Here is a 26592-nt window from a genome sequence, read left to right on the forward strand (position 1 = left end):
TAACGCTTTACAAAATGCCCTCCCCAAGAAATAATAACCAAACCACCACCAATACCCTTCTCGGTGCCGCTTTTTTGATGGCTACCTCCGCCGTTGGGCCAGGCTTTTTGACGCAGACCACCGTTTTTACGCAGCAACTACTGGCCAATTTCGGCTTTGTCATTTTGTTATCAATTCTTTTAGATTTGGGCGCTCAACTGAACATCTGGCGCATCATTGCCGTTACCGAAAAACGCGCCCAAGACATTGCCAACGATTTGTTTTTTGGGTTGGGCTATGTTCTTTCGGCCCTAATTGTCATCGGAGGATTTGCTTTCAACATTGGCAACGTGGCTGGGGCAGGGCTCGGTATCGAAGTCATGAGCGGCATAGACGTCAAAATCGGGGCCGCACTTAGCGCATTGATTGCCATCGGGCTTTTCTTATTGCCCGAAGCGGGAAAAGCCATGGACAATTTTGCCAAATGGCTGGGACTCCTGATGCTTTTGTTGATTGCTTACGTAGTTATTTCGGCCAACCCTCCCGTTGGCGAAGCCCTCGTCCGAACGGTTTTGCCACAGCAATTTGACCCCATTGCCACCATTACCCTCGTAGGCGGCACGGTGGGAGGCTACATTACTTTTGCGGGCGGACATCGACTTTTGGAAGCAGGAATTAAAGGCGCGGATGCACTTCCCTTGGTCAATCGCAGCGCTACGACGGGTATCTTAGTCACGTCATTTATTCGGTATTTTTTGTTTTTGGCCACGTTGGGCGTTGTCGCGGCGGGACTTACGTTAAACAAAGACAATCCTCCCGCTTCGGTATTTCAATTGGCTGCTGGCGAGACTGGCTACCGGCTGTTTGGGGTTTTGATGTGGAGTGCGGCCATTACATCTGTCATCGGCTCGGCCTATACTTCGGTGTCGTTCTTGCGAACTTTCCATTCGAGCTTAGAAAAAAATCATCGCTATCTCACGATTGGTTTTATCTCCATTTCAACGATTTTGTTTTTGTGGATTGGCAAACCTGTACAGATTTTGGTGTTTGTGGGTACGTTGAATGGTTTTATCTTACCCATAGCCTTGGCGGTGATGCTTATTGCCGCGCGCAATAAACGATTGGTTGGCGCCTATCAACACCCTATTTGGCTACAAATGGCGGGTTGGCTCGTGGTATTGATGATGAGCGGGATGGCTTTTTATACCCTTACAAAGTAATTTTATCAAACCAACATTCGGAAATCTGCCCTAAAACATGACCCGCATCGGCCTCTTATCTGACACTCATTCTTACCTAGATGAAACCATTTTTGACTACTTCAAAGACTGCGACGAAATTTGGCATGCTGGCGACGTAGGCAGGGTTGATATTTTGGAAAAACTAGAAAAATTTAAGCCCTTACGTGCCGTGTATGGCAACATCGACGCCAAAGAGATTCAGTGGAAAGCCCCCGAGCATCAACGCTTTGAACTCGAAGGCTTCCGCATCTGGATGACCCACATCGGCGGCGCACCACCCAATTATAACCCCCAAGTCAGGCCCGAATTAAAAAATAACACACCCGATATTTTCATCTGCGGCCACTCACACATCCTGCGCGTACTACGCGACCCTAAACTTCAAAATATGCTCTACATCAACCCCGGAGCGGCAGGCAATGAAGGATTCCATAAGATTCGAACCATGCTTCGATTTACGCTTGATGACGGAAAAATCCCTCAATTAGAGGCCATTGAGTTGGGAAAGCGGGGCGCTTCGTAGTATTTTTTTATATATTTCCCTTTTAAATACCCCCATTCTATGTTTTATTTGTATTTTAAACTTACTCAGTGCTAATACCTGGTTTTTCCCCTACTTTGATAGTTGCTTTTCGTTAAGGTACTCACAAAATTCATTTTTGAGTTTACAATCATGCACTATGCCTAAGCTAACTATTCAAAAAAGTTTATTTTCAAAAGACGAAGAGGTTCGTTTGCTCACTACGCTTACTGAGTTTGAGTTACACACACCACACATTGATGCCCCTTCTAACGAAGTACTACCCAAAAGCTACATCAAAAGTGTAGAAACCTGCCAAACCCGTATTGGTGAAACACTCAACCAAACGGGCCAAGGGGCCTTAGTACCATTTGCGCTCAAATACCACACCCTACTGGAGCCCCTCAATTTTAGGAAGAATAACCTTTTAGGTTTACAACCAATCCATTTGGAGAATGTATGCTTAAATTGAGTTTGCTTTCAAAAAAGTTGAGGGATAGCAGCCACATGTGTTTAGACTGAACTCCAGTACTACTTCTAATGCTATTCTAATCTTAGCCTAATCCTGCTCTAAGACCAAGACCTTTTCTTTATAAAATCAAATGACTGGCAAAGTTGTCGTTAATCACCAATAACGAACTATAACACGCTTTCAAGCAGCCTAATCAGTTAGTATATTACCAGCATAGCCATGATACTTTACAACGCGCTCTCTCAAATCAGTCCTCTGTCTGAAAAATGTCAAGCGGCTTTATGCCACAGTTCTCACATCGAGAATCATAAAGCAGGAAGATTCCTGCTCATGTCAGGTCAAATCAACAATAAACTTTACTATCTTGAATCGGGCCTTGCCAGAATTTTCTACGATATTGAAGAAAGCCGAGAAATCACGGCTTGGTTTAGGGGGGAAGGGGAATTTGTGTCTTCAGTAAAGAGTTTTTTGCTTCAGCAGCCCACTAATGAACACATTGAACTACTGGAAGATAGCCGGGTATGTGTTATCTCTTACAATGACCTACAACAAATGTTTATAGAATATCCCGAACTTAATCACCCATTCAGGCTACTCTATGAGCGATACATGGTTGTTTACGAAAAGCGGATGGATCTAATTTTTGAACGCGATTTGGTAAAACGCTACCAAACGTTTTGTGAAATATATGCCCACATTACCCCTCGCCTACAGGTAAAACACATAGCCCAATACCTCAACATCAGCCAATCTGAACTAAGCCGTGTTCGTAAACGACTGATGATGAATTTTTAATCATTGCTTTGGCACGATACACAAATTGCGCTAAAGCAATGATTTTTGTGTTTGAACGCAATTCTCGCCTCCTTATTTTTTATCACCTTTGTAAAAGAAAAAGCCCCGCGTCTGTTTGGCGACCGAGCGGGACTTCTTCTGATAGTTCAAACAATTTTTCAATCATTTAAAACTAAGCACAAAATTATGAAAAAAATTGCTGCAATTGCATTATTCTGTACGGCTTTTATCTTTGGGTGTACCGATAGAGAGGAGTTTCACCCAAATGAAGCACCAAAACAAGAGTTTAATTCGAGGATAGAAGAACTTGAAGCAAATGGGTTAAAATTATTTAAAAAGACGATAACAGTAACAGATTTTAGTGGAAAGAATAGTGTTACACTTTTATAAGCCTGTACAGACGATGAGTATCTAAAGTTCTATTTAGAAAATACCAAAATCACCTTGAATGTTACAACTGCGATAAAAGAAAAAAGTACATTTACCGGTTTTCAAAGCAAAACGACAGACGCAACCGAAACATCTCCTGACGAGTCTGCTTTATATGAATACGTCGTTTCCAAAAACTTAGAAGACAAAGTTAAAAGTTATACACTTTCCTACACTACCAACCCTCTAATGGCTAAACAGGCAAGAATAGCATGGGAAGACAGGACATGGCATGAATCAGAGAGATTCGATGATTGGGCTTCTGTAACTTGGAGAGAATCCGGGAATTCCAATCAGGGCATATTTGTTGAATGGAGACATCTAAATTGTGCTTTATGTTCTTGGTCAAACGGATTCACAGTTAATCTATACGCTGGCACTGAATTCAGTATTTATAATCCAGATGCAAGACGTTTAGGATGCTATGTATCAAATAATTGGGGAAATTATAGTTTTGATAGAGGAAATTACTAATAAAGAGACATGCTCTAATTTATAACCCGAAAGCATTTGAGGTTTTGATATGTGCACTAAAAATTCTTCTTTTTGATGCATTTATCAAAACCCCATATCCTTTTCCCAAAAATTAAAAAACTGTACAAAATTGATTATCAATATTTTAAACAATTATTCTTTGCTTACTGACCATCAGTTAAGTAAGTACAACTGGTCCCGTGAAAACAAATCAACTTATTTCTTTCACAATGAGAACAATAGCCTATTTATCCGCAGTTTGTATTTTCTTGACTTCCTGTTTGAGTGAAGATGCAAAATTTGTCAATAATGCCTTGGGAGATATGAAAGGCACTTGGAAAGCTACTGAATTTAAAGAGCTTAAGTTTCCAAACTCTCCGCCGAATGGTATCCCACCAAAATTCCCTTCAATACAAACCGTAACGTTTGAAGCCTGCGACTATATTAAATCCGGCAACAAGTGCTTTGGCAGTATAAAATTACAGGATAGGCCTCTGTTTAAGGTTCAGTACTATATTTCAAGTCAGGCAAAAGCCTTGACGTTTATATATCCTTCAACTATTCAACTGAGCAAAGAAGACAGCCTGCTTTTATCAAAATCATGGTGGTTAAACCGCACTAAGCTTGATCAAATGGTCGTAGAGCAAGCCAATTCATATCCTTACTATTCTATCACCTACACCAAAGAGTTATAAGTTAATCCTGTTTTTTAGATGTTTCATTTCCTGAAAATTGTCTTGTTGGTTTTTATCATGGGAAAATTGCAAGGGCAAGAAATATGCAACGGCTATGTATATGAAGTTAATACAAAAGAAACACTCGCAGGCGTTTCGGTAACCATCTTAGGATCTCAAATAGGCACTGCGACCAACGCTTACGGATTCTTCTCCATCAAAATTCCCTCGGGGCAGCCTATAAAACTGCTGTTCAGTTCTTTGGGTTATCAAAAATTCGAGCAACCGCTAACCGCGTCCCAACAAACGCCACTCCAAGTTTTTCTTCAACCCGAAACGCTGCAATTACAAGAGGTAACAATCTCAGACAAAGCGCAACAGGCAGCCCCTGCCGAAATGAGTGTAGTGAGGCTACCCATAGCTCAAATCAAACAAATCCCGACCTTACTTGGAGAGAAAGATGTCATTAAAGCCCTACAATTGCTGCCGGGCGTACAAAAAAGCACCGAAGGGAGCACCGCGCTGTATGTGCGCGGTGGTGGTCCCGACCAAAACCTCATCTTGCTCGACGAAGCCCAAGTGTATAACGCCAACCACCTGTTTGGGTTTTTCTCAGTGTTCAATGGCGATGCCATCAAGAATGTAAGTTTTTGGAAAGGGGGCTTTCCGGCGAGGTATGGCGGGCGGCTGTCGTCGGTGGTAGATTTGCAGATGAAAGACGGCGGCAAAGATAAATTGCGCGGCGAAGGGGGGATCGGGCTGCTTTCCAGCCGTTTATCATTGGACGGCCCTATCCAAAAGGGCAAATCATCGTTTCTGTTGTCAGGTCGCCGAAGCTACATAGATGTATTGACCGAGCCTTTTTTACCTGCCGACCAAAAGTTTGGGTATCGTTTCTACGACCTCAACGCCAAACTTCATTTTGATTTATCAGCCAAAGATAAATTGTATTTGAGTGGTTATTTCGGCAATGACCGCCTGCGTCTTAGCGAGCAGGTGGAACGAAGCACTTCTACCATTACTTCCCAAACCCGCATGGGTTGGGGCAATGCCACTGCTACCCTGCGTTGGAATCATCTGTTCAGTCAGAAATTATTTTTGAATACAACGCTGCTGATGACCGATTTTAAGTTTCGCCTTTCAGATGATTTTGAACAAATCCGCAATAACGGCAATAATACCGGCACCTACACCGAGTACAGTTCTGGCGTAAGAGATTATACGCTGAAAGCAGACTTCGATTATTTTCCCATTAACGCTCATGTTATAAAATTTGGTGGTCTGGTGACTTTTCACCGTTTTCGTCCACGCGCTTTTATCGACGAAGATCGCATAAAAAGCCAAACAGAACAGGAAACACAAAAATTTGACAATCAGGAGTTTGCCGTCTACATAGAGGATACTTATACCAAAGGGCGGCTATCGGCCAATATAGGCTTGCGACTCAACGGCCTTCGTGTTCCGGAGCGTACTTATCTTTTTGCCGAACCACGCCTGTCTGCCGGATACAAACTGAACAATACGCTTGAACTAAAAGCATCTTACGCTCGCAACAATCAGTTTGTACACCTTCTTTCCAATACAGGCACGGGTCTTTCCACCGACTTATGGGTGCCTGTTACAGAGCGTGTCCCACCCCAACAAGCCGATCAAATTGCCTTTGGATTTGTCAAAACATTCCCCATTCTTGGGCTGAATCTTACCTTAGAAAGCTATCGAAAATGGATGCGAAATAGTGCCGCTTACCGCGAAGGAGCCACTTTTTTGGTTTTGAATGACGGGGCCAAGGCCCTCAATTGGGAAGACAACGTGGCGTTTGGCAACGGCTTATCGTATGGAACAGAGGTTTTATTGCAAAAAAACAAAGGACGTTTCACTGGTTGGGTGGGCTATACCCTTTCCTGGACCATTCATCAGTTTGCTGATTTGAACAACGGGAAACCTTTTTATCCCCGTAATGACCGCCGACACGATGCGTCGGTGGTGACCACCTACAAACTAACCCCTAAAGTAACCCTCTCGGCCAATTGGGTCCATGCTACGGGCAATGCCCTTACGGTTTCGCAAGGGTATTATTTTGTTGCTACGGAAATTGATAATCAGTTCATCAATAATGTAGACTATTTGGGTTCTCGCAACAGTTTCCGAGCTGAATCTTTTCACCGACTGGATATTGCGATTCAGTTTCACAAGCAAAAACGATGGGGAGAGCGTACATGGGAAGTTGGGCTATATAATGCCTACAATCGAAAGAACCCATTGTACTATTATTTAAAATCCGAGAATGACCCTTTAGAAAAAGGCCAAAGGATTACATTGCAAAAAAGGGCGCTGTTTCCTGTCATACCATCCGTTACGTACAATTTTAAGTTTTGAAACTATGCGCTGTATCATATTCATAACATTACTGGCCGGGGTATTAAGTTCTTGTGAAAGCGGGGTAGAAATTGAAAGAATCACATTGAATAAGCTTATCGCGATCAGCTCTTTTATTTCGCCACAAGACTCCGTTTTATGCGTTCATGTTTACAGAGGTCAGGAAATGGGCAGCATTTTACGGCCTGATTCGGCAGTAATCCGTGAGGCTCAAGTCACTATATCAGATGGCCTACGCATGACTGCGCTTACTTACAATACTTCAAGGCAGTGCTATACGGTATCCAATCAAATCGCGAATATACAACCAGAAAAAGAATACAGGCTACAAGTCAAAGTGGGTGATGTTGTTTGTAATGCTTCCTGCCGAATTCCTCCCAACCCGGTTGCCCCGATTGTCAATAAATCGAAAGTAAACGATGATTTTATTGCCCTGTTCAACTGGCCGAGCAGCGAAAAAAACCAGTATTATATTTTCAATTATTCACTTAGAGATATCCTTTTCAGGTCTCACATCGGCAATCCTACAGGACCCTATGTACGTACTCCAACAAACACTCTGTTTGACCGTCAAGATAAAGATGCCAATGAATTGGAAATCAGAGTCTTCAATGCGTTCAAAGCAGATAGAGTTTCGCTTGCAGTTTTTTATCAGGCAGTAGATGAAAATACGTACAAGTATCTCAAAACCTACCAAGATTTCAGCAATTGGCAAAACAACAGTGATCGCTTAATTCCCAACCTGCGCGAACCCCAGCCCGTATTTGACAATATAGAAGGGGGAATAGGGATTTTTGGCGGGTACAATCGGTTAGACACATTATTCAAAATAAAAGAGTGATACATAAATGAATACAGACCCTTACAGAAACAAAGTTTTAATCCAAACATAAAACCCCGAAAGCGTCGAACTTTCGGGGTTTTGATTTTATTCTATTTCTATTCAAAACTACTCCTTCTCCCCATCCAAGCCATCCGTAATCATCTTCCGAATCATCTGGTGCGGGCGCAGGCCGTTGGTGCGTTTTGTGCCGTTTCCATTGCCGTAATTCATGCTCCGGTCGGCGGAAGAAGAGGCTTTTACGGCCAAATTATGGGTATTGAGCATTGAGTTGCGAAATTGGGTAAACTCCTCCTCGTTCATCATTTCGCGGGCTATTTCTCCTTTGGCGTAGCCATCGTTGAAAGACGCGATGCGGCTGTCGGTCTGCGCCAAACGCGTAGATTCGATGAGCTGATCCAAATCATTGCGCATTTTGGTACGCTCAGCGCGCAAATCATCCAAGGTCTGAAACTGTTGAAGCTCATGCTCCAAAATATCTTTTTGTGTGGTTTGCTCGGCCAACTCTCTGTCGGCTTCCTCCAACTGTTTGTTTAATTTACGACGACGACGGCTCAAACGCCACAGTCGTGGGTCGATTTGCAGCCACCGGTACCAAAAATTCTGCAACACAGGCAGCGCCATTCCGAGCGAAACCGCCCCCGCCAAAGCAAACAAAATACCACTCAACACAAACGACGCCAACGCCCAAGGGCTGTTGACAAGGCCCAGATTGAGTTCATCAGAACGCAAAAGCTGTTGTTCAATTTTTTGCAATAAAACCTGTTGTTCTTGTGGCGTAATCGTACTGTTGGGGTCGAGCGGCGTAGCGCCCAATTGAAGATTTTTGACCGATTTATTGATGGCTTCTTTCATTTTATCGGTACGGTAGGCCTCGTATCGAAACCATCCCAAAATCCCCAACGTGATAATGGCAAAACCCGCCAAGCCCACTTTAAACCAAGCATAACGCGTACGTGCTTTTTGGGTATGCTCATCCACATACGGCTTCTCAATCAGGCGGTCGTAGGCGGGTTTGAGCAAAATAGAAATCATGGCCAAACCAATGGCAAACGCCCACGCCTCATTGTTGTTGCGAATGTTGAGGGCGTAGGCAACAATTTCGTGCGATATAATAAGGTCACCAAACACAAATGCCGCCCCCGCAAAAAAGAAAAAGAAGCCTGCCAAGAGCGAATACTCCGATTGTGTTTGTTTACGCCGTGCCCGCAGGGCTTCGGTTTCGGCATCAACGGCATCCCGCTGCGCCGTCAGTTCTGTTACACGCTTGGTGGCTTTGATTACCCGTTGCACAAACTCTTGCAAACGGTCGTAAGCAGTTTTACGCTTTACGGCCGTTTCTTCAATCTCTTTATCAACCCGTTGGATTTCATTTCGACGGTCCTCAATCCGTTGGGCCAACCAATTATAATGTATCTGGCTTGAAAGATAACTTTCATATGGATTACGATTTTCCGAGCCTTCAATACCGCTGTGGTAGCCGTGTTGAAAATCGGGTTCGTCTGTATGGTCTTTTGTTGGTTCCTGCATGGCTTTCTTTTTTTAAAATCGTGCTACTTATTTTTTACCAAGTGCTTACTGCTGATTTTGGGCGGTTGATTGAATCGCCCTCATTTGTCGGTCTGTCAAACGGTCGCGCAGTTGGCGGGCCAGGTAAAATTCACTTTCAAACAGTTTGATGAGGGCATCACGTCGGGCATTCACGCGCGCAAGTTCGGCCTCTACCCGATTCAATTGCGGCACAATCTGCCATTTTTGAATGCGTAATTCATCAATTTCGGCGTTCAAGCGGTTGGTTTCCTCGTCCCAAGTCTCTGTTTTGCTCGTTTTTTCTTTTTTCATGTTAGCACCCGTCAGCCAAATCCGTAAATCATTGCGAAGTACGGTGATATTGCTCAACAGCAATTTGCCCGCAAAAAGAAACAGAAAAAACACAAAGACAAACAACGCCACCGCCCGCCAAACGGTCTGATTTTGCAATGCTTGTACAAACACAAACATGGCTGCTGCAAAAGGCATACCAACCTCCTCTAACAACCTGCGCCATGACACACTGCTGTCGGTATCGTGAAAAAGTGAAACCCGACCGAACAAATTAAACATCCCTGCCAAAAACACCCCAACGGCTATCCACTGACTATTAGGATATAAAGGGCGCAAAGTATCATCAATCAAAAAGAAATTTCCTATGCACATCGCCATCGAAAACACCAAGCCTACGATAGTTCGCGGCAACTGATGTTCTCCTTCATTTTGGCGGGCATCCAGCTCGGCAGCTTTATCTTTAAATTCGTTGATTCTGGTTTCTTTTTGCCCAATAAACAAATTTAATTCCTGAATTTTTTCACCATAACGCTCCACATCTAACTCTAAATCAGCGGTTTGATGCACGAAATAACTGCGAATGATGGCTACTTTCTCTTCAGGCTTTGACTCTGAAAGTCCAAAAATAACTCCTTCATCCCGTAGCAAAGTTTCATCTTCCAACCACGATGGCAACTCAATGGGAATTGAAGTTTGTGTGGGTTGAGGCGGTGTTAAATCCCACGTATGGGTAGAGGCGGGAGTCTCTTCGGTCATGACCCGCGTTTGTGGAACGATTCCAGGCAAGGCAGGCACAGAAACATCGGCCGTTACCTTCTTGGTTTCGACTTGTGGTGGGTCTAACTCCGCAAAAGACACCAATTCGGGGTCTTTGCTGAAGTTATCGGGGCTAAAATAGGCTTTGATTCGATCAAAGAGGCTCATAGTAGGTGCATTTGGGCTGTTAAAACGAACGTTTTATAAACTTGAAGTTCAACAAAATTATTGTACTTCTCCCCAAAAATGGGACGAAAGGTGCAATTTATGACGCAGAGTATCATTTTTAATCTTTAAATAAAAAAACTCCACACCAAAAATGTGGAGTTTTTTCTACAATCTTATAAAACTCAAAAAATTATGCTTTCGTCGCAATTTTCAATTCATCCAGTTGTTTTTGGTCAATGGTCGACGGAGAATCAATCATTACATCACGGCCTGAATTGTTTTTGGGGAACGCAATGAAATCTCGAATGGAATCCACCCCACCAAAAATAGAACATAGGCGGTCAAATCCAAAGGCGATTCCAGCGTGTGGCGGCGCTCCAAATTCAAACGCTTCCATTAAGAACCCGAATTGCGCTTTGGCTTCTTCGGGGGTAAAGCCCAAAATCTCAAACATCTGCATCTGCAACGGCCGTTGGAAAATCCGTACGGAGCCTCCTCCTACTTCGGTTCCGTTGATGACCATATCATAGGCATTGGCCCGAACAGCGCCCAAATCCGTCGTCAATAAAGGAATATCTTCGGGCTTAGGACTGGTAAACGGATGGTGCATGGCAAACCAACGGTTTTCTTCTTCGCCATATTCCAACAACGGAAAATCAACCACCCACAGCACTTTATAATCGTCGGGATTGCGTAATCCTAAACGGCTGCCCATTTCTAGGCGGAGTTCATTGAGTTGCTTACGGGTTTTGTTGGCTTCTCCCGCCATGATAAGCATTAAGTCACCGGGCTGTGCGCCGAATGCATCCGCCCATTGCTTCAAATCTTCTTCACTGTAAAACTTATCAACCGACGATTTGATGGTTCCGTCGGCATTGTAACGCGCATAAATCAACCCTTTTGCGCCAATTTGGGGGCGTTTTACCCATTCCGTCAATTCGTCCATTTGCTTGCGCGTGTATTCTGTACAGCCTTTGGCACAAACCCCCACCACTAATTCGGCAGAGTCAAATAAACCGAAATTTTTACCTGAAACGAAGTCATTATCGCCTTTCAACTCCACAAATTCCATCCCAAAACGAATGTCGGGTTTGTCGGAGCCGTATTTTTTCATGGCCGTAGCGTAGGTCATGCGTGGTACTTCAGGCAAATCCAGTCCTTTTACGGCTTTAAATAAATGACGAATCAGACCTTCAAACATTTGCAGAATGTCTTCCTGCGTTACAAACGACATTTCACAGTCAATCTGCGTAAACTCAGGCTGACGGTCGGCGCGTAGATCTTCGTCGCGGAAACACTTTACAATCTGATAATAACGGTCAAATCCCGACACCATCAACAATTGTTTAAACGTCTGCGGTGACTGCGGCAACGCATAAAACTCCCCCGGATTCATGCGGCTAGGTACCACAAAGTCGCGAGCTCCTTCTGGCGTTGATTTGATTAAAACGGGCGTTTCAACCTCAATAAAATTCTGGGCGTCCATAAAAAGACGCGTTTGCTGGGCTACTTTATGGCGCAGTTCTAAGTTTTTGCGCACTATGTCACGACGCAAGTCTAGGTAGCGGTATTTCAGGCGGAGCTCATCTCCCCCGTCGGTTTTATCTTCAATCTGAAAAGGCGGCAGCTTGGCCGAGTTCAGGACCGTCAGCCCCGTCAATTTAATTTCAATTTCACCCGTTGCCATTTTATCATTTTTGGCAAAGCGCTCAGTAACCACCCCCGTAGCTTGAACCACAAACTCACGGCCTAAATTCCGGGCCTGGGCGATGATTTCTGGGGCGGTTTTACCTTCTTCAAGCATTAGCTGGGTGATACCGTAGCGGTCGCGCAGGTCAATCCAAATCATACCGCCTTTATCACGTGTACGTTGTACCCAACCGCTGAGGATTACTTCTTTACTGACATCTGAAATACGGAGTTCTCCGCAAGTGTGCGTTCTAAGCATACAAAAGTCTATTTCTTAATTTCTTTAAAAAGTGCCGCAAAAGTACGGAATAAATGGGAGTTCGTTATAAATAGTACAAAGCATACCTCAATTTTTTACAAGTATTTTCCAATTATAATCTTCTTGCCCTAACCCTTTTATCCACTTTTACACCCCAATTCCTCCTCACTCACCGTTATTTTTGAGTGAAGTGCATATCTCTTTCCTTCCTCTAAACTTGTTTGATAACATTTTCGTTATTTACTTTGAAAAAGAACGGTTTTGTGCAAACTGCTCCTTTTTTGGTCAACTGTAACTAATCATCCAATCCCTTGAACCGCGTAATAGACAACCACGGACGTCCTATCAGCTACCTGCGGCTTGCCGTCACGGACCGTTGCAATCTTCGCTGCTTTTATTGCATGCCCGAAGAAGGTATCAAATACGTACCCAAACCACACTTGTTGACGTGGGAAGAAATGGAGCGTACCATTAGGATATTGGTCAATATGGGCGTCGACAAGGTGCGTCTTACGGGAGGCGAGCCGTTTGTTCGGCGCGGAATCATGGATTTTCTGGAAGAATTGAATAAAATCGACGGTCTTCGTCAAATCAACATCACAACAAACGGCGTATTGACGGCTCCGCTAATACCTGAATTTCAGCGATTGGGCATTAAATCGGTCAATCTCAGCTTAGATACCCTTGACCGTCAACGCTTTTTTGACATTACCCGTCGCGATGAATTTCAAAATGTATGGCAAACATTTGAAGCATTGCAGGAATACAATATCCCTACAAAATTGAATTCGGTCGTCATGTCAGGAAAAAATACGGACGATATTATTCCCATGGCCGACCTGACGCGTACGCACAATGTCAGTGTTCGTTTCATTGAAGAAATGCCTTTCAACGGCGACGGCGCCCACGAATACCAAGAGTTTTGGAACTACCGCAAGATTTTGGAAGAACTAAGAAAAACATATCCTGGGATTTATAAACTGCCTGACCCACCCGCCTCGACTTCGTATAATTATCAGATTCCGGGCCACAAAGGCACCATTGGAATCATCGCGGCGTTTAGCCGAACCTTCTGCGGCACATGTAATAGATTGAGAATCACGCCTCAAGGTCAATTCAAAACCTGCCTGTATGACGACGGAGTGTTCAATATCAAAGATTTACTTCGACAAGGATTGGATGATGCCAATATAACACAACGTATATTTGAAGCACTTCAGCACCGGGCCAAAGATGGGTTTGAAGCAGAAGCCCGACGCACGGTAGGTTCAGTATCCGAGTCTATGTCAACAATCGGGGGATAAAAGACTATTATTCATCATCCACTTTTACATGTTTCCAGTTTTCGCCAGAACGGATACGGTTGAGTTGTGTGTGCGTTATCCCAAACTGTTTGGCAATCATCTTCAATCTGCTCTTGTCACTTTTGAGCATTTTTTTGATCATTCTGACTTTGATTTCGGTCAGCTTGTAGTTGCGGGTACGAGCAGGAAGCTTACGATTTATAACGGCTGGGTTTTCACGGTTATGTTCCACCATTTCTGTCTTGGTTACCCATTTCAGATTGTCGGCACGGTTGTTTTGTTTATCAAAATCAAGGTGAATGACGTATTTATGCAATTCACTTTCGCGTTTTAGGAACAATTCAGCCACCAATTTATGAACATATCTATTGATGGTTTTTCCACCTGTGATACGAATATTGAGCGAACGATACCCCTGAATCACCGATCCTTTAATAATAACCGCTTTTTTCTCCTCGTTTTGAAAACTTCTCAGGCGTCCATAGTTAGAGACATCATACCGAGGTGGGTTTTCCACTCCCTCAAACTCGACAGGCACCCACTTTTCGTTCCAATAACTAAGCACTTTTTTGTCGCTCATGGCCCCTATTTATTGATTGAAAATTTAGTTTACAAAATAAAAAAGTACATTTTACAGGATGTGAGTAGAACAAGTTTCAAAAACATTTGTTTAGAAAAAAGAAGTAATTATTAAAAAAATGAAAAAAACACTCATTATTGGCGCTTCCACCAATCCAGCTCGTTATTCATTTCTAGCCGCCAATCGATTGGTGAATCATGGGCATCCGGTCGTGTTGCTTGGATTGAAAGCAGGACAGATAGCTGGCAATGACATTTTAACCAGCAAACCCGACCTAAAAGACATTGATACCGTAACACTCTACATTGGGCCGCAGCACCAAGCCGAATGGTATGATTATATTATTGCACTTCATCCAAAACGAGTGATTTTCAATCCTGGTACAGAAAACCCTGAATTTGAACAATTATTAACCCAAAACGGAATCGTTGCGGAAGAAGCCTGCACATTGGTACTGCTTTCGATAAACAGTTACTAAAAATTATTAAAGAAGGGGAATACCCCCTTCTTTAATTGTGAACGAACATGGGTATACTTTCCGACTCTTCGGCCTCTACGTTACCCTCGGCATTGATATTTGTCAGGCGTACGGTTTTCATTTCATTCATCAGCAAAGGGTCATATTGTACGCTTACCCGCACGTAATTTTCGGTAAAGCCTTGCATATACCCATTGACTACATCCTCTTCAAACAAAACCGTTCGCTCCAAGCCTAATTGACTTTCATAGAATGCCCGGCGTTTTTTATCAGAAAGGATGTGCAACATCTTAGAACGCTCCGCCCGCTGCGACTGAGGCACAACGGGCTTGATGTCAACTGCTAAGGTATTCGGGCGTTCTGAATACGTAAATACGTGTAAATACGAAATATCCAACTCGTTCAGGAATTGGTAGGTTTCCAGAAAATCATCGTTGGTCTCACCCGGGTGCCCTACAATAACATCCACCCCAATACAACAATGAGGCATTAACTCCTTGATTTTGGTTACTCTATCAACATATAATTCGCGGCGATAACGTCGGCGCATCAACCCCAATATTTTATTTGAGCCCGACTGCAACGGAATATGAAAATGCGGCACAAAGCGTTTTGATTGAGCCACAAAAGCAATAATTTCATCCGTCAACAAATTGGGTTCAATCGACGAAATCCGAAATCGCTCTATGCCTTCAACCTCATCCAAGGCTTTCACCAAACCCAAAAACGTCTCCACACGTTGACCATTTTGTAGGCCAAAGTCACCAATATTTACGCCCGTCAGTACGATTTCTTTGACACCCCGAGCCGCAATTTCGCGGGCCGATTTAACCACATTTTCAATGGTATCAGACCGGCTTTTCCCCCTTGCCAACGGAATAGTACAATAAGCGCAAGGATAATCACAGCCATCTTGCACTTTAAGAAACGTTCGGGTGCGGTCATTGAGTGAGTATGCTACGTGATAATCTACCGCGTCTTCAATCGGCGAAGCAAAAACTTTGCCCTGCTGCTGCGAAGGCTCTTTGACAAATCCATCTAATAAATCAATGAGTCGAAATTTTTCAGCCGCCCCCAAAACAGCATCTACGCCGGGAATTTCCGAAATTTCTTGGGGTTTGAGTTGAGCGTAGCAACCGATGATAGCCACATAACCGTTTGGATTAATCGCTTGGGCTTCGCGTACAATCTTGCGGCATTTCTTATCGGCATTTTCGGTAACTGAACACGTATTTACGATAAATATATCGGGTTGGTCATTAAACGCCACTTTCTTATACCCCCGTTGCTCAAACATCCGTGATATACCTGATGTTTCTGAATAATTGAGTTTACAGCCTAATGTATAAAATGCTACTTTTTTCATCCTGCAAAATTAGTGATAATCAGGCTGATTGAGAAAATGAGCGATTGAAGTTTTTAGTATTTTCAATAAATAGGCCTAATTTAGGCCATAAACAAAAAGAAGCTAGTTCATTTCTTCAAATTGCTTTCATTACTTTTGTCAGTCAAACAAAAAAAATATATGTTTGATGTGTATTCCCAAAACAGTTAAATTATTCCAAAATCTAATCATATAGCATGGCAAATATGCGATTTAAGGCCATCGAAACGGCCTACAACCGTTCTACAATCAGCGTACCCGCTCCCAGCGAAAAAGTAGCCGATTACTACGGTTCTTACACATTCAATGACGACGTAATGAAAACGTTGTTGACACCAGAAGCCTATCTTAAAGTATCCAACGCCATTAAATCGGGCTCCCGAATTGACCGCGAGATTGCCGACGAGGTAGCCGCCGCCATGAAAGCCTGGGCCACTTCCAAAGGGGCCACCCATTATACACATTGGTTTCAGCCCCTTACGGGTGGCACAGCCGAAAAGCACGATGCCTTTTTTGACGTTACTCCGTCGGGCAAAGCCATCGAGAAGTTTAAAGGAAGCGCACTAGTACAGCAAGAACCCGACGCATCCTCTTTTCCAAGCGGCGGCCTGCGTGCTACGTTTGAGGCACGGGGTTATACAGGCTGGGATCCCAGCTCGCCCGCATTCTTAATGGACAATGGGGCAGGCGGCAAAACGCTTTGTATCCCTTCTGTTTTTATTTCTTACACTGGCGAAGCGCTCGACTACAAAACCCCGATTTTGCGCGCCCTACACGTACTCGACAAAGCCGCCACTGCTGTAATGTATTATTTTGACCGCAATGTCGAAAAAGTAACGGCTACGTTGGGGGCTGAGCAGGAGTATTTTTTGGTCGATAAAGCCCTTTTTTACGCTCGGCCTGACTTAGTGATGGCGGGTCGGACGGTATTTGGGCACTCTCCCGCCAAAGGGCAACAGTTGGAAGACCATTATTTCGGGTCGATTCCTCCGCGCGTCAATGCCTTTATGGTTGATTTTGAATATGAAGCTTGGAAACTCGGTATTCCCGTTCGGACGCGTCACAACGAAGTGGCGCCCGGTCAATTTGAATGCGCTCCTACTTTCGAAGAACTCAATCTCGCCATTGACCACAACGCGTTGTTGATGGATTTGATGAATAAAGTCGCCGAACGTCACAATTACAAGGTTCTTTTTCACGAAAAACCTTTTGCGGGCATCAATGGAAGCGGCAAGCACAACAACTGGTCCATGATGACCGATACGGGCGTCAACCTTTTGGCCCCAAGTACCAAACCCAAAGAAACATTGCGGTTCTTAACTTTTTTGATGAACGTCGTCAAAGCCGTACATGACCACGCAGATTTGCTACGGGCGTCTATTGCTTCGGCGGGCAATGAGTACCGTTTGGGCGCCAATGAAGCGCCGCCAGCCATTGTTTCTATTTTTCTTGGGGATGAACTCATTCGACTGTTGGAAACCCTCGAAAATCGCGGCGAAGTCCAGCTCGAAAAAGGAGACAACGTCTTTTATAAATTAGGGATTACGCGTACTCCACCTTTAATGCGCGATAATACCGACCGGAATCGCACATCACCCTTTGCGTTTACAGGCAATAAATTTGAGTACCGCGCCGTGGGCGGAAGTGCCAACAGCGCCTCGCCAATGATTATCCTCAATACCATTGTGGCCAACCAGCTTCAGGAATTCAGAAAAGAACTCGAAGCAAGGCTTGAATTGGGCGAAAAGAAAGAATTGGCAATCGTTGATATTCTAAAAGACTACTACCGCGAGTCCAAGCGTATTTTGTTTCAGGGCAATGGCTATTCGGACGACTGGGTGCAGGAAGCAGCCAATCGCGGCCTTACCAACATTGCCTCTACACCGCTGGCATTGGGCAAATACATTGAACCTTCGGCCGTTCAGGTACTCGAAAAAATGGGCGTTCTGAATGAGCGTGAGGTTCATGCCCGTTACGAAATCGAACTCGAAAATTACATCAAGAAAGTGCAGATTGAATCGAGGGTTATTGGCGATTTGGCCTTGAATCACGTAGTTTCGACGGCCGTTAAGTACCAGCATCAGTTGGCTCAAACCGCCAAATCGTTGATGGAACTTGAATTGGTGGAAGAAGCACAACCCCTCAAAGAACTCATCAAAGAAATCTCGCAGCGGGTATATATTATTAAACAGGCGGTAGAAGCGATGACTGAAGCCCGTAAAAAAGCCAATAATACGGATGATATTCCCACCAGGGCCGAGTTATACGGTTCAGAAGTGAAAGATTACTTTGAAAAAATCCGCTATGAAGTGGACAAACTTGAGCTCTTGATTGACGATGAAGATTGGCCTTTGGTCAAATATCGTGAAATGTTGTTCGTAAAATAAACTCATTTCTTGACTTATTTCTAAAAAAAGCCGCCGATGAAGCGGTTTTTTTTAGAAGGGTTAATAAAATGATTAGCTATTTTTGCGCGCTAATCTTTTTAGTTCAGCGCATTTTCAAGACAAATATGGTTTCCGAATTCGGCACTATTTTCTTATTCATCGTTACGGCTATCGTCCTCATCGTTTCTATGCTGATGTTGGCCAAGTTGCTGAGGCCTCATAAACCTAACGTAGAAAAACTCACCACTTATGAGTCGGGGGAAGACCCCATTGGCAACGCCAACGTTCAATTCAACGTGCGTTTTTACGTGGTGGCGCTGGTTTTCCTTTTGTTTGAAGTAGAGCTGGTTTTCCTCTTTCCTTGGGCCGTTGTGTTTGGTCAAGCTACGCTCATCCAACAAACCGATGGGTTGTGGGGATGGTTCTCACTAATCGAAATGCTGATTTTTGTAGGAATTCTCGTTCTTGGGCTCGCTTATGCCTGGGCAAAAGGATATCTGGACTGGGTACGGCCACAACCCAAAGTGCCAATAATAGAAACGAAAGTCCCCGCCAATCTCTACCATAAAGTCAACGAAAAGTACGGACGACCTCCTGTAAATGAAAAATAGACGTTAAGATGAATTAATCACCCCAACGTCTATTTTAAATAAAGGCTTACGCTCAAAGGAGCATTAGCTATTTTACGCCTACTAATTCTACTTCAAAAATCAACGCCTGTCCCGCCAGTGGGTGGTTGGCATCTACCAGAATCTGCGCATCTGTTACTTCAACAACCGTTACAGGTACAGGTTGCGGGTTTCCGTCTTGGTGCATATTCAATTGCATTCCTACCTCAAACGGAATATCGTCGGGCAGTTCAGAACGGTTAAATGGAAAAACCAACTCCGCCTGCGATGGACCATAGGCCTCTTCTACAGGAATATCAATCTTTTTTTTATCTCCAATGGCCATTCCCTGAATTCCGTTGTCGAAACCTGGAATCACCATTCCTGAGCCGAGTTCAAACTCCAATGGCTCACGTCCTTCCGACGAATCAAAAACAGTACCGTCGGTCAAGGTCCCTTTGTAATGTACCTTTACGGTATCTCCTGATTTTGCTACACTCATTTTGTTGTTGTTTTGAATGAATTGATTTTATTGACTGATCTAATTTAAGTTGCACTCGCTGAAATCAAATCCTAAAATCAACTTCAACCCAACCTAAAAAAGTTTTACTAATAAGCCCGCGCAAATAATACCCGCCGACTTGATGGACGCCCCGTCAGAATACACTTGCCTTCTTCTTCGGGAGCATTGTATGGTATACAACGAATCGTTGCTTTTGTTTCTTCTTTGATGCGCTCTTCGGTTTCGGGTGTGCCATCCCAGTGCGCCAAAATAAATCCTCCTTTTTCGTCCAAGACTTGTTTAAACTCGGCATAATCATCTACCTGGTGCGTATTGGCGGTTCTAAATGCCAGTGCTTTATCGTAAATATTTTGTTGAATTTCTTCCAACAAGGTCTCGATTCTGTCCACAATTCCTTCCAGTTGAACCGTCATTTTTTCTTTCGTATCGCGTCGGGCCACCTCTACTGTACCATTTTCAAGATCACGTGCACCCATTGCCAATCGTACTGGCACGCCTCTTAACTCGTACTCGGCAAACTTCCAGCCAGGCTTATTGGCGTCAGAGTCATCAAATTTTACACTGATGCCCTTTTTACGAAGACCCGCCGAGATTTCTTTTACTTTTTCGGTAATCTGAGCAAGTTGTTCTTCACTGCGATAAATAGGCACAATCACCACCTGAATTGGGGCCAATTTAGGCGGCAACACCAACCCAGAATCATCAGAATGTGCCATCACGAGTGCGCCCATGAGGCGCGTACTTACGCCCCAAGAAGTTCCCCAAACGTACTCAAGTGTACCTGCCTTGCTCTGAAATTTAACGTCAAATGCTTTGGCAAAGTTCTGACCTAGATAGTGAGAAGTTCCAGCCTGCAATGCTTTGCCATCCTGCATCATGGCCTCAATACAAAGTGTTTCTTCAGCCCCCGCAAAACGCTCATTGGCCGTTTTATAGCCTTTAATGACGGGAATAGCGGCCCATTCTTCCGCAAAACGCGCATACACTTCGAGCATCTGACGCGTTTCGGCCATGGCTTCGTCAGACGTAGAGTGGGCTGTGTGGCCTTCCTGCCACAAAAATTCAGTGGTGCGTAGAAACAAGCGGGTGCGCATTTCCCAGCGCACAACGTTGGCCCATTGGTTTATCAACAAAGGCAAATCGCGGTACGATTGAATCCAGTTTTTATAAGTACTCCAAATAACAGTTTCTGAAGTGGGACGAACAATCAATTCTTCCTCCAGTTTGGCATCGGGATCTACGATTACTCCGCTTCCATCGGGCGCGTTTTTGAGTCGATAGTGCGTAACTACCGCACACTCCTTAGCAAAGCCTTCCACGTGGCTCGCTTCTTTGCTCAAAAATGATTTGGGAATAAATAAAGGGAAATAAGCGTTCATGTGACCTGTTTCCTTAAACATATCATCCAATGCCCGCTGCATTTTTTCCCAAATTGAAAAGCCGTACGGTTTGATGACCATACATCCTCTCACGGCTGAATTTTCGGCCAGATCAGCCCTTTTCACTAATTCATTGTACCACTCAGAGTAATTTTCACTACGGCTAGGTATCGCGTTTGCCATTGCTTTTATTTAGGTAAATTTTTGTTTTAAATTTTTAAACTATTCTTTCTTCGATTGCGTCTACATTTAGAGCAGGTACTTTCGCTAACACCTTAATTAATAACCCCTTAAATCTCACTAAAAATAATTACTAACATAAAAAAGGCGTAAAATCTACACTTAAACTATACTAGTCGTTCGCAATCAGCACTTTGCAGGATTTAGTGTAGCATCGACATTTATAATTATTTGATTATCAGGAGCTTTTATCGTAAATCTCCTCCTTGTTTTTTAGAAAAAACTCTTGCAAAGATACTTTTTTATCTTAAATTTGTGACGAAACTGAATCAATATCAGCCAAATTGACGTTTATAGTAAATAATGACCCTGATTTTCTTTTTAAATCGTAGGAACAAAAACTTTTAAATAACCATGAAAACCTTTCGTTCACTCACCCTTTGGTCGGCAGTAGGCTTGGTTGGTTTATGGGGGTGTAACTCTAACCAGTACACAACCGCAAACGACGCCGAATACGACGACCTATATGGTAACTCATCCAGTGTAGCAGTAGCAGCAAAGTCGGGAAATCAGGATGAGGAAAAGAGAAGCCTTCGTAACTACAACCCTGACTACCGTACGGGCCAACAACAGCCCAATACCACCTCAGAAGACTATGACTACTACGACGAATCTTATTTGAGTTCGCGGGGTATTCAGCGGAATGTTGGCCCTAATGCTGGCTATAATTCAGGTTTTTCTGATGGCTATCAAACTGCTATGAATAATAATTGGGGAAGTTATTGGAACAACCCTTATCGTTACAACTCGTTTGGATGGAACAGCTTCGGCAGTTCGGCCATGATGTTTGGCCTTGGATATGGCTATGGTTCTGCCTTTGGAAATCCTTATCGTTTTGGCAGTCCTTTCGGCTGGAATTCGGCCTTCGCTTATGGCTACGGTGACCCATTCTTTTCACCGTATTCATATTATTCACCTTATTCTGCTTGGGGTGGTTATTCAAGCTTTGGTTGGGGAAATCCGTGGGGCTTTAATTCGTTCTACTCTCCATACAGTTTTTATGGAAGCGGTTTCTATGGCAATAACTTTTATGGGAATAATAACTTTTGGTATAACGGCCCCAACAACAACATTCAGATTGTTGACGCGCGCCGCCGTCCAGGCTCTGATTATTACAACCGCGTAGATCGTTCTGCCAATTCGTATAACCGTAACAATGACAACAGTCCTCGTTATACCAACGATGGCCGCCGTCAAAGTTATGACCCATCTTCCAGGGCTAACAGTAGCTCCACCGCCACAAGCAGTGATACCTACTACTCACGTCCTCGTGGTGGTGCCGACCGTTCATACAATGGCTATTCGTCCAATTCAGGCAGCCGTACTGGCAGCACCAGCACCTACAGCGCTCCTTCTACCCAAAGTTCGGGGTACTCTTCGGGTACTCGCGGTGGAGCAACCCGCTCTTATGGTGAAAGTAGCACGTACAGCAACCAGCGTAGCAGCTCTTACAGCAACAACAATTCTTCCAACTCTAGCAGTTGGAACAACAATAGCAGCAACAGCAGTGGCAGAAGCAGCTACAGCAGCCCAAGTCCCAGCTATAGCAGCCCAAGTTCAAGCAGTAGTGGTTCGAGCTCAAGCAGCAGCGGCTCCTCACGCGGACCACGCTAAATGGTTAGAATAACGGAAAAGTAAACAAAGACTTTTCCAAGAAAGACTTACCGTTTAAAAAATAAATGACAAAATTCGCTTTCATAAAAAACCTCGCTATTTTTGAATGGCGAGGTTTTTTCTTGCTTATAAATGTACTTTTAACAATAAATAAGGCTCCACATATTATTTTAACAGGGAAATCGTTTTAACTCTGCCATGAGAACACGTCACATTTTAGTGGGAATTGTCGTCGGAATGACCACAACTCACGTTTTTTCCCAAAGCCGTCTTTATTCCAATGCGGCTTCTCAATTATCCCAGATTACCCAAAACGGAACCGCTCGTTTTCAGGGTGTTGGTGGCAATCATGCGGCACTTGGGGGTGATGCCAGCAACATTTTTGGAAACCCCGCAGGCATTGCTTTTTTCAATCGCTCAGAGATAAGCCTTAGCCCGACTTTTTACTCCATCAACAACAAGGCCGACTATATTGGCAACACCACTACCGACCAAAAGGTCAATCCGAACCTATCGCAATTTTCGTTGATTTTGGCAGGAAATCCCCAAAGTTATAACCGCGAATGGCGTCGTACTTCCTTCGGAATCAGTTATTCTCGGCAGGTGAACGCGGGCACCCAGTTTTCTTACGGTGGCACCAACAACCGCAGTTCAATGATTGACGACATCGCAGAACTAGCCAACGGAGTTCCAGTTACAACCCTCGAAAATGACTACAACAATGGCCGCCCTTACTCAATTGAATCGGCTTTTTATAATCTTTATCAAATAGATGCCCTTTCGGCCAACGGCCCCTATCGCCGCCCCATTCCTTTATCACGTTCATCTTTTGAGCAAACTGGTAGTATCGAGCTTTCTGGTGGCTCATCGCAATGGACTTTTGCGTATGCGGGAAATTACGCCGACAAGCTTTACATTGGGGTGTCGGGAGGATTTGCGCGACACACCTATATTCGCCAACAAAACTATGCCGAACGTTTCGTCAACGGTGGAGCATTTCGTGGATTAGATTATCGTGAGGATATAAATATCAACGGAACGGGTATATTTCTATCAGCGGGGGTTATTTACAAAGCCACCGAATTTTTACAGTTAGGGGCCTCACTGCACAGCCCCACGTGGAGTAATATGCAAATGACGTACGAAGAGGAAGTAGGGGTAGACGTCTTAAACAACCGAGTTCCAATTTATGACTCTAATGGTAACCCCGTTACGAATGGGCAAGGGCAACAGGCTTTTGACCAACTGCCCACCAATCGGGTAACGATTGAACCTTATGATTTTGAGTACAGTATGCGTACTCCTCTACGGGCCACGGGTGGCGCAACTTTTTTCTTTGGCAAAAAAGGCTTCCTCACCGCCAGTGCCGAATACGTGGGTTACAAAAGCATGGGCATCAGTACCCCAGACGACAACCAGTTTCGTAGCAACAATCGCCGTTTAATTCAATCTACTTTTAACAATGTCGTTAATCTTCGTGCTGGTGGCGAAGCCCGTCTCAATACCTTCAGGGTACGGGCGGGAGTCGGTTATATGCCCAATATTTATAGCCAAAACTACAACGTAGAGGGAAAACTCGACCGCGCAAAGCTTTCATTTTCGGGCGGTTTAGGGTATCGCAACGAGCGTTTTTACATTGATTTGGCGGGCACGTATCTAATCACGAAGGATGCTTTTGCCCCTTATCAACTCAACGACCCAAACAACTACTTTTCGGCGCAGTTGAACGTCAGCAGCATCAATGTTGTGAGTACCATTGGCTTGTTCTTCTAATTCGTACTCTCTTCAAATACAAAAATCCCCGTCAGGCTCCTGACGGGGATTTTTGTTGTATTGTTATCTTATTTCGTTAAATATTAATCAAAAATAAGTAACAGATAATCAATCCCTTATCGCGCCTGTGCGCCATGCTTCCACCATTGGATACCAAATGGGCTGGTATTCTACATAGCGTTGAAGCTCATAGTGGTCTTCAACAAATTGGTTGGCCCTACGATTGAAAGTGAAGTTAATTTCAGAAAAATTGGCCCGCTGCGAATACACCCACACCTCGCGGTCTTTGCTACGCTGCACGCGGTCGGGCGGTCCCATCACAATAAAAATCATTCCTTTATCCGTTTTCCAACCCTCTTTGTACGTAGTAAAAAGTCGATTGGCTTCTTCCACGCGGTTATAAAATACGCTTATGGTACGCTTAGCCAAATCGGTGTTGCCATTCATCAACGAAAGCCAATACCGATCTAGTGATTTTTTAGCGTCTTTTGTCCCTAGGAGTTCGTTTATTTCCTGATTCTGACTCATATACATCACAGGCCGAACCAACTCAGCAGGGCGGGTCATTTTAGGAAAACGTTTGTTGCTTACCACCAATCCGATACCCGTGGCGTCGGTGGTGTCTTCGGTCATATAATACAAGCCTTCCTCTTTAAAAGTAAGCGGCGTACTGGTATTAATCATGAAAGTTGTATCAACCCCCAATGTACGAGGTGCGTTGCGCGGCGTAGTATTCATCGGCGACGAGGCCGCCTCGAAATCATGCTTGTAGCGCATGACGTACAGCGGCTTCACGGTCTTTTTGATGTCTTTGATGAGCAAGGTGTCGTTTACGTTGACATAATTTTGGAGCATCACGACTTGTCCTGTTCGCTCAAATAACGCAAAGCGGTCACTGAGTTTTGGGGCGTTGAACCGAACCGCCAAATCGTTGAGCACTTTTTTGGTCGTTCCAATCTCCGATATTTCGGCCAACATAACGGCCGTAGCGTGATTTACTGGCCTTTTTACGTCAAACCGAATCATAAATTTGGTCGCACTGAGCTGCACCACATTCTGCTCATTGAGAGGGATATTGCCGTAACCTAGTCGCTCGCGAGAGGCAAAATCAGGATAGACCACGTAGTTGAGGGTAAATTTATCCGTAAAATCTTTCCAACGCACGGGGATATTATTGGGTTTGCTCAAATCAACCCGCATAAAAATAGCGACCGAGTTGGTATCCCTGCTCAAAAATTTACTTTTAATCCCTAAGATGGTCACGTCGTCTACCCCACTAGCGGCGGCCGTCGTTTGAGCATCTCCTTTGCGTTTTTTGGTTTTAGAAGTTTGCTGTGCCTCACTAAAAGTGCCGACAGCAATTAAAAAAAATAAAATCAGGCCAATGCGATTCATCCTGTTAGTGTGTTAAACCACTTGAATTGATAAAGAAGCGGTATAGGTTTACTTACCTAAAAACGTAAAAATCCACGTAATAGCGTACAATCCGTTTATTTTTTCATCGAACTGATTTTATCTAAATCAGTAGTTTGATAATGTCGGTACACTTTCAGAATAATAGCCAAAGCAACGGCCGATTCGGCGGCGGCAACGACCATTACAAACAAGGCAAAGAGTTGGCCTTCAAGCCGTAAAGGGTCATATTGCGAAAAAGCCACTAAATTGAGATTAACCGCATTTAAAATTAATTCAACGCCAATCAACACCGCAATGGCATTACGTTTGGTAATCATGACCGCAAGTCCAATGCTGAACAATGCCGCCGCAACGATAAGAAAATAGTGTATCGGAACAATTGGTTGCATGATGCAATGTTAAGAAAAAT

24 protein-coding genes are annotated in these 26592 nt (G+C 44.1%); 15 read left to right on the forward strand and 9 right to left on the reverse strand.

Translation table 11 applies throughout. The features are described from left to right. The first annotated feature begins 14 nt into the window (after positions 1–14). From GVN20_RS07280 to GVN20_RS07320, 9 genes are all read left to right on the forward strand, one after another. Positions 15–1199, forward strand: coding sequence for an NRAMP family divalent metal transporter (locus GVN20_RS07280; protein ID WP_166557689.1), 1185 nt, complete (start codon positions 15–17; stop codon positions 1197–1199). A 37-nt stretch (positions 1200–1236) separates the two neighbouring features. After that, positions 1237–1743 (forward strand): metallophosphoesterase, encoded by a 507-nt coding sequence (locus tag GVN20_RS07285; RefSeq protein WP_166557690.1) that lies wholly within the window; start codon positions 1237–1239, stop codon positions 1741–1743. Between the two features lie 157 nt (positions 1744–1900). Further along, positions 1901–2212 carry a hypothetical protein gene (locus tag GVN20_RS07290; protein WP_166557691.1) on the forward strand — a complete coding sequence of 104 codons (312 nt, stop codon included), beginning with the start codon at positions 1901–1903 and terminating at the stop codon, positions 2210–2212. Between the two features lie 219 nt (positions 2213–2431). Further along, positions 2432–3007, forward strand: a complete 576-nt coding sequence (locus GVN20_RS07295) for a Crp/Fnr family transcriptional regulator (RefSeq protein WP_166557692.1) — start codon at positions 2432–2434, stop codon at positions 3005–3007. A gap of 51 nt (positions 3008–3058) precedes the next feature. After that, positions 3059–3397, forward strand: coding sequence for a hypothetical protein (locus GVN20_RS07300; protein ID WP_166557693.1), 339 nt, complete (start codon positions 3059–3061; stop codon positions 3395–3397). 54 nt (positions 3398–3451) lie between these two features. Further along, a complete protein-coding gene (locus tag GVN20_RS07305; protein ID WP_166557694.1) occupies positions 3452–3910 on the forward strand; it encodes a hypothetical protein in 459 nt (152 codons plus the stop codon). A 230-nt stretch (positions 3911–4140) separates the two neighbouring features. Continuing rightward, the gene (locus tag GVN20_RS07310) at positions 4141–4605 is read left to right on the forward strand and encodes a hypothetical protein (RefSeq protein WP_166557695.1); all 465 of its coding nucleotides are present in this window, start codon (positions 4141–4143) and stop codon (positions 4603–4605) included. A gap of 18 nt (positions 4606–4623) precedes the next feature. Beyond that, entirely contained in the window at positions 4624–6960 is a 2337-nt protein-coding gene (locus tag GVN20_RS07315; protein ID WP_166557696.1) for a TonB-dependent receptor, read from the forward strand. Positions 6961–6964: 4 nt separating this feature from the next. Continuing rightward, entirely contained in the window at positions 6965–7801 is an 837-nt protein-coding gene (locus GVN20_RS07320) for a DUF4249 family protein (protein ID WP_166557697.1), read from the forward strand. Between the two features lie 108 nt (positions 7802–7909). Here GVN20_RS07320 and GVN20_RS07325 read toward each other — a convergent pair whose 3' ends face one another. The 3 genes from GVN20_RS07325 to aspS form a co-directional block, all read right to left on the reverse strand. After that, a complete protein-coding gene (locus GVN20_RS07325) occupies positions 7910–9331 on the reverse strand; it encodes a hypothetical protein (protein WP_166557698.1) in 1422 nt (473 codons plus the stop codon). Between the two features lie 45 nt (positions 9332–9376). Next, complete coding sequence (locus tag GVN20_RS07330; protein WP_166557699.1) at positions 9377–10549, reverse strand: hypothetical protein; 1173 nt, start codon at positions 10547–10549, stop codon at positions 9377–9379. A 190-nt stretch (positions 10550–10739) separates the two neighbouring features. Continuing rightward, positions 10740–12497 carry an aspartate--tRNA ligase gene (gene aspS, locus GVN20_RS07335; protein WP_166557700.1) on the reverse strand — a complete coding sequence of 586 codons (1758 nt, stop codon included), beginning with the start codon at positions 12495–12497 and terminating at the stop codon, positions 10740–10742. 311 nt (positions 12498–12808) lie between these two features. Here aspS and moaA point away from each other — a divergent pair, with 311 nt between their 5' ends. Continuing rightward, a complete protein-coding gene (gene moaA / locus GVN20_RS07340) occupies positions 12809–13801 on the forward strand; it encodes a GTP 3',8-cyclase MoaA (protein ID WP_206023218.1) in 993 nt (330 codons plus the stop codon). Positions 13802–13808: 7 nt separating this feature from the next. On the opposite strand, the gene GVN20_RS07345 is transcribed toward moaA, so the two are convergent. Further along, on the reverse strand, positions 13809–14381 hold the full coding sequence (locus GVN20_RS07345; RefSeq protein ID WP_114065403.1) for an HNH endonuclease: 573 nt from the start codon (positions 14379–14381) through the stop codon (positions 13809–13811). Between the two features lie 118 nt (positions 14382–14499). On the opposite strand from GVN20_RS07345, the gene GVN20_RS07350 reads away from it, so the two are divergent. Continuing rightward, positions 14500–14859, forward strand: a complete 360-nt coding sequence (locus GVN20_RS07350; protein ID WP_166557701.1) for a CoA-binding protein — start codon at positions 14500–14502, stop codon at positions 14857–14859. A gap of 31 nt (positions 14860–14890) precedes the next feature. On the opposite strand, the gene mtaB is transcribed toward GVN20_RS07350, so the two are convergent. Continuing rightward, positions 14891–16225, reverse strand: a complete 1335-nt coding sequence (mtaB, locus tag GVN20_RS07355; RefSeq protein WP_166557702.1) for a tRNA (N(6)-L-threonylcarbamoyladenosine(37)-C(2))-methylthiotransferase MtaB — start codon at positions 16223–16225, stop codon at positions 14891–14893. A gap of 215 nt (positions 16226–16440) precedes the next feature. Here mtaB and GVN20_RS07360 point away from each other — a divergent pair, with 215 nt between their 5' ends. Beyond that, entirely contained in the window at positions 16441–18630 is a 2190-nt protein-coding gene (locus tag GVN20_RS07360) for a glutamine synthetase III (protein ID WP_166557703.1), read from the forward strand. A gap of 125 nt (positions 18631–18755) precedes the next feature. Then, positions 18756–19241 carry an NADH-quinone oxidoreductase subunit A gene (locus GVN20_RS07365; protein ID WP_166557704.1) on the forward strand — a complete coding sequence of 162 codons (486 nt, stop codon included), beginning with the start codon at positions 18756–18758 and terminating at the stop codon, positions 19239–19241. Between the two features lie 67 nt (positions 19242–19308). On the opposite strand, the gene GVN20_RS07370 is transcribed toward GVN20_RS07365, so the two are convergent. Together GVN20_RS07370 and proS are read right to left on the reverse strand one after the other, a co-directional pair. Continuing rightward, positions 19309–19740, reverse strand: a complete 432-nt coding sequence (locus GVN20_RS07370) for a peptidylprolyl isomerase (protein WP_166557705.1) — start codon at positions 19738–19740, stop codon at positions 19309–19311. Positions 19741–19847: 107 nt separating this feature from the next. Beyond that, positions 19848–21323: a proline--tRNA ligase gene (gene proS, locus GVN20_RS07375; protein ID WP_166557706.1), complete on the reverse strand. Its 1476-nt coding sequence runs from the start codon at positions 21321–21323 to the stop codon at positions 19848–19850. Between the two features lie 411 nt (positions 21324–21734). Here proS and GVN20_RS07380 point away from each other — a divergent pair, with 411 nt between their 5' ends. Together GVN20_RS07380 and GVN20_RS07385 are read left to right on the forward strand one after the other, a co-directional pair. After that, positions 21735–22994: a hypothetical protein gene (locus tag GVN20_RS07380; RefSeq protein ID WP_166557707.1), complete on the forward strand. Its 1260-nt coding sequence runs from the start codon at positions 21735–21737 to the stop codon at positions 22992–22994. 198 nt (positions 22995–23192) lie between these two features. Then, the gene (locus tag GVN20_RS07385) at positions 23193–24767 is read left to right on the forward strand and encodes an OmpP1/FadL family transporter (RefSeq protein ID WP_166557708.1); all 1575 of its coding nucleotides are present in this window, start codon (positions 23193–23195) and stop codon (positions 24765–24767) included. Positions 24768–24875: 108 nt separating this feature from the next. Here GVN20_RS07385 and GVN20_RS07390 read toward each other — a convergent pair whose 3' ends face one another. Together GVN20_RS07390 and nuoK are read right to left on the reverse strand one after the other, a co-directional pair. Beyond that, complete coding sequence (locus GVN20_RS07390) at positions 24876–26162, reverse strand: GWxTD domain-containing protein (protein WP_166557709.1); 1287 nt, start codon at positions 26160–26162, stop codon at positions 24876–24878. 95 nt (positions 26163–26257) lie between these two features. After that, the gene (nuoK, locus tag GVN20_RS07395; protein ID WP_114065388.1) at positions 26258–26572 is read right to left on the reverse strand and encodes an NADH-quinone oxidoreductase subunit NuoK; all 315 of its coding nucleotides are present in this window, start codon (positions 26570–26572) and stop codon (positions 26258–26260) included. Positions 26573–26592: the final 20 nt, after the last annotated feature.

The sequence above is a fragment of the Runella sp. CRIBMP genome, assembly GCF_009905605.1.
In the GTDB taxonomy this organism is placed as follows: Bacteria; Bacteroidota; Bacteroidia; order Cytophagales; family Spirosomataceae; genus Runella.

Bases quoted from the DNA above. Each gene is read 5' to 3' on its own strand.
- GVN20_RS07280 (WP_166557689.1), top strand. From the start codon at position 15: ATGCCCTCCCCAAGAAATAATAACCAAACCACCACCAATACCCTTCTC.
- GVN20_RS07285 (WP_166557690.1), top strand. From the start codon at position 1,237: ATGACCCGCATCGGCCTCTTATCTGACACTCATTCTTACCTAGATGAA.
- GVN20_RS07290 (WP_166557691.1), top strand. From the start codon at position 1,901: ATGCCTAAGCTAACTATTCAAAAAAGTTTATTTTCAAAAGACGAAGAG.
- GVN20_RS07295 (WP_166557692.1), top strand. From the start codon at position 2,432: ATGATACTTTACAACGCGCTCTCTCAAATCAGTCCTCTGTCTGAAAAA.
- GVN20_RS07310 (WP_166557695.1), top strand. From the start codon at position 4,141: ATGAGAACAATAGCCTATTTATCCGCAGTTTGTATTTTCTTGACTTCC.
- GVN20_RS07315 (WP_166557696.1), top strand. From the start codon at position 4,624: ATGTTTCATTTCCTGAAAATTGTCTTGTTGGTTTTTATCATGGGAAAA.
- GVN20_RS07320 (WP_166557697.1), top strand. From the start codon at position 6,965: ATGCGCTGTATCATATTCATAACATTACTGGCCGGGGTATTAAGTTCT.
- GVN20_RS07325 (WP_166557698.1), bottom strand. From the start codon at position 9,331: ATGCAGGAACCAACAAAAGACCATACAGACGAACCCGATTTTCAACAC.
- GVN20_RS07330 (WP_166557699.1), bottom strand. From the start codon at position 10,549: ATGAGCCTCTTTGATCGAATCAAAGCCTATTTTAGCCCCGATAACTTC.
- aspS (WP_166557700.1), bottom strand. From the start codon at position 12,497: ATGCTTAGAACGCACACTTGCGGAGAACTCCGTATTTCAGATGTCAGT.
- GVN20_RS07345 (WP_114065403.1), bottom strand. From the start codon at position 14,381: ATGAGCGACAAAAAAGTGCTTAGTTATTGGAACGAAAAGTGGGTGCCT.
- GVN20_RS07350 (WP_166557701.1), top strand. From the start codon at position 14,500: ATGAAAAAAACACTCATTATTGGCGCTTCCACCAATCCAGCTCGTTAT.
- mtaB (WP_166557702.1), bottom strand. From the start codon at position 16,225: ATGAAAAAAGTAGCATTTTATACATTAGGCTGTAAACTCAATTATTCA.
- GVN20_RS07360 (WP_166557703.1), top strand. From the start codon at position 16,441: ATGGCAAATATGCGATTTAAGGCCATCGAAACGGCCTACAACCGTTCT.
- GVN20_RS07365 (WP_166557704.1), top strand. From the start codon at position 18,756: ATGGTTTCCGAATTCGGCACTATTTTCTTATTCATCGTTACGGCTATC.
- GVN20_RS07370 (WP_166557705.1), bottom strand. From the start codon at position 19,740: ATGAGTGTAGCAAAATCAGGAGATACCGTAAAGGTACATTACAAAGGG.
- proS (WP_166557706.1), bottom strand. From the start codon at position 21,323: ATGGCAAACGCGATACCTAGCCGTAGTGAAAATTACTCTGAGTGGTAC.
- GVN20_RS07380 (WP_166557707.1), top strand. From the start codon at position 21,735: ATGAAAACCTTTCGTTCACTCACCCTTTGGTCGGCAGTAGGCTTGGTT.
- GVN20_RS07385 (WP_166557708.1), top strand. From the start codon at position 23,193: ATGAGAACACGTCACATTTTAGTGGGAATTGTCGTCGGAATGACCACA.
- GVN20_RS07390 (WP_166557709.1), bottom strand. From the start codon at position 26,162: ATGAATCGCATTGGCCTGATTTTATTTTTTTTAATTGCTGTCGGCACT.
- nuoK (WP_114065388.1), bottom strand. From the start codon at position 26,572: ATGCAACCAATTGTTCCGATACACTATTTTCTTATCGTTGCGGCGGCA.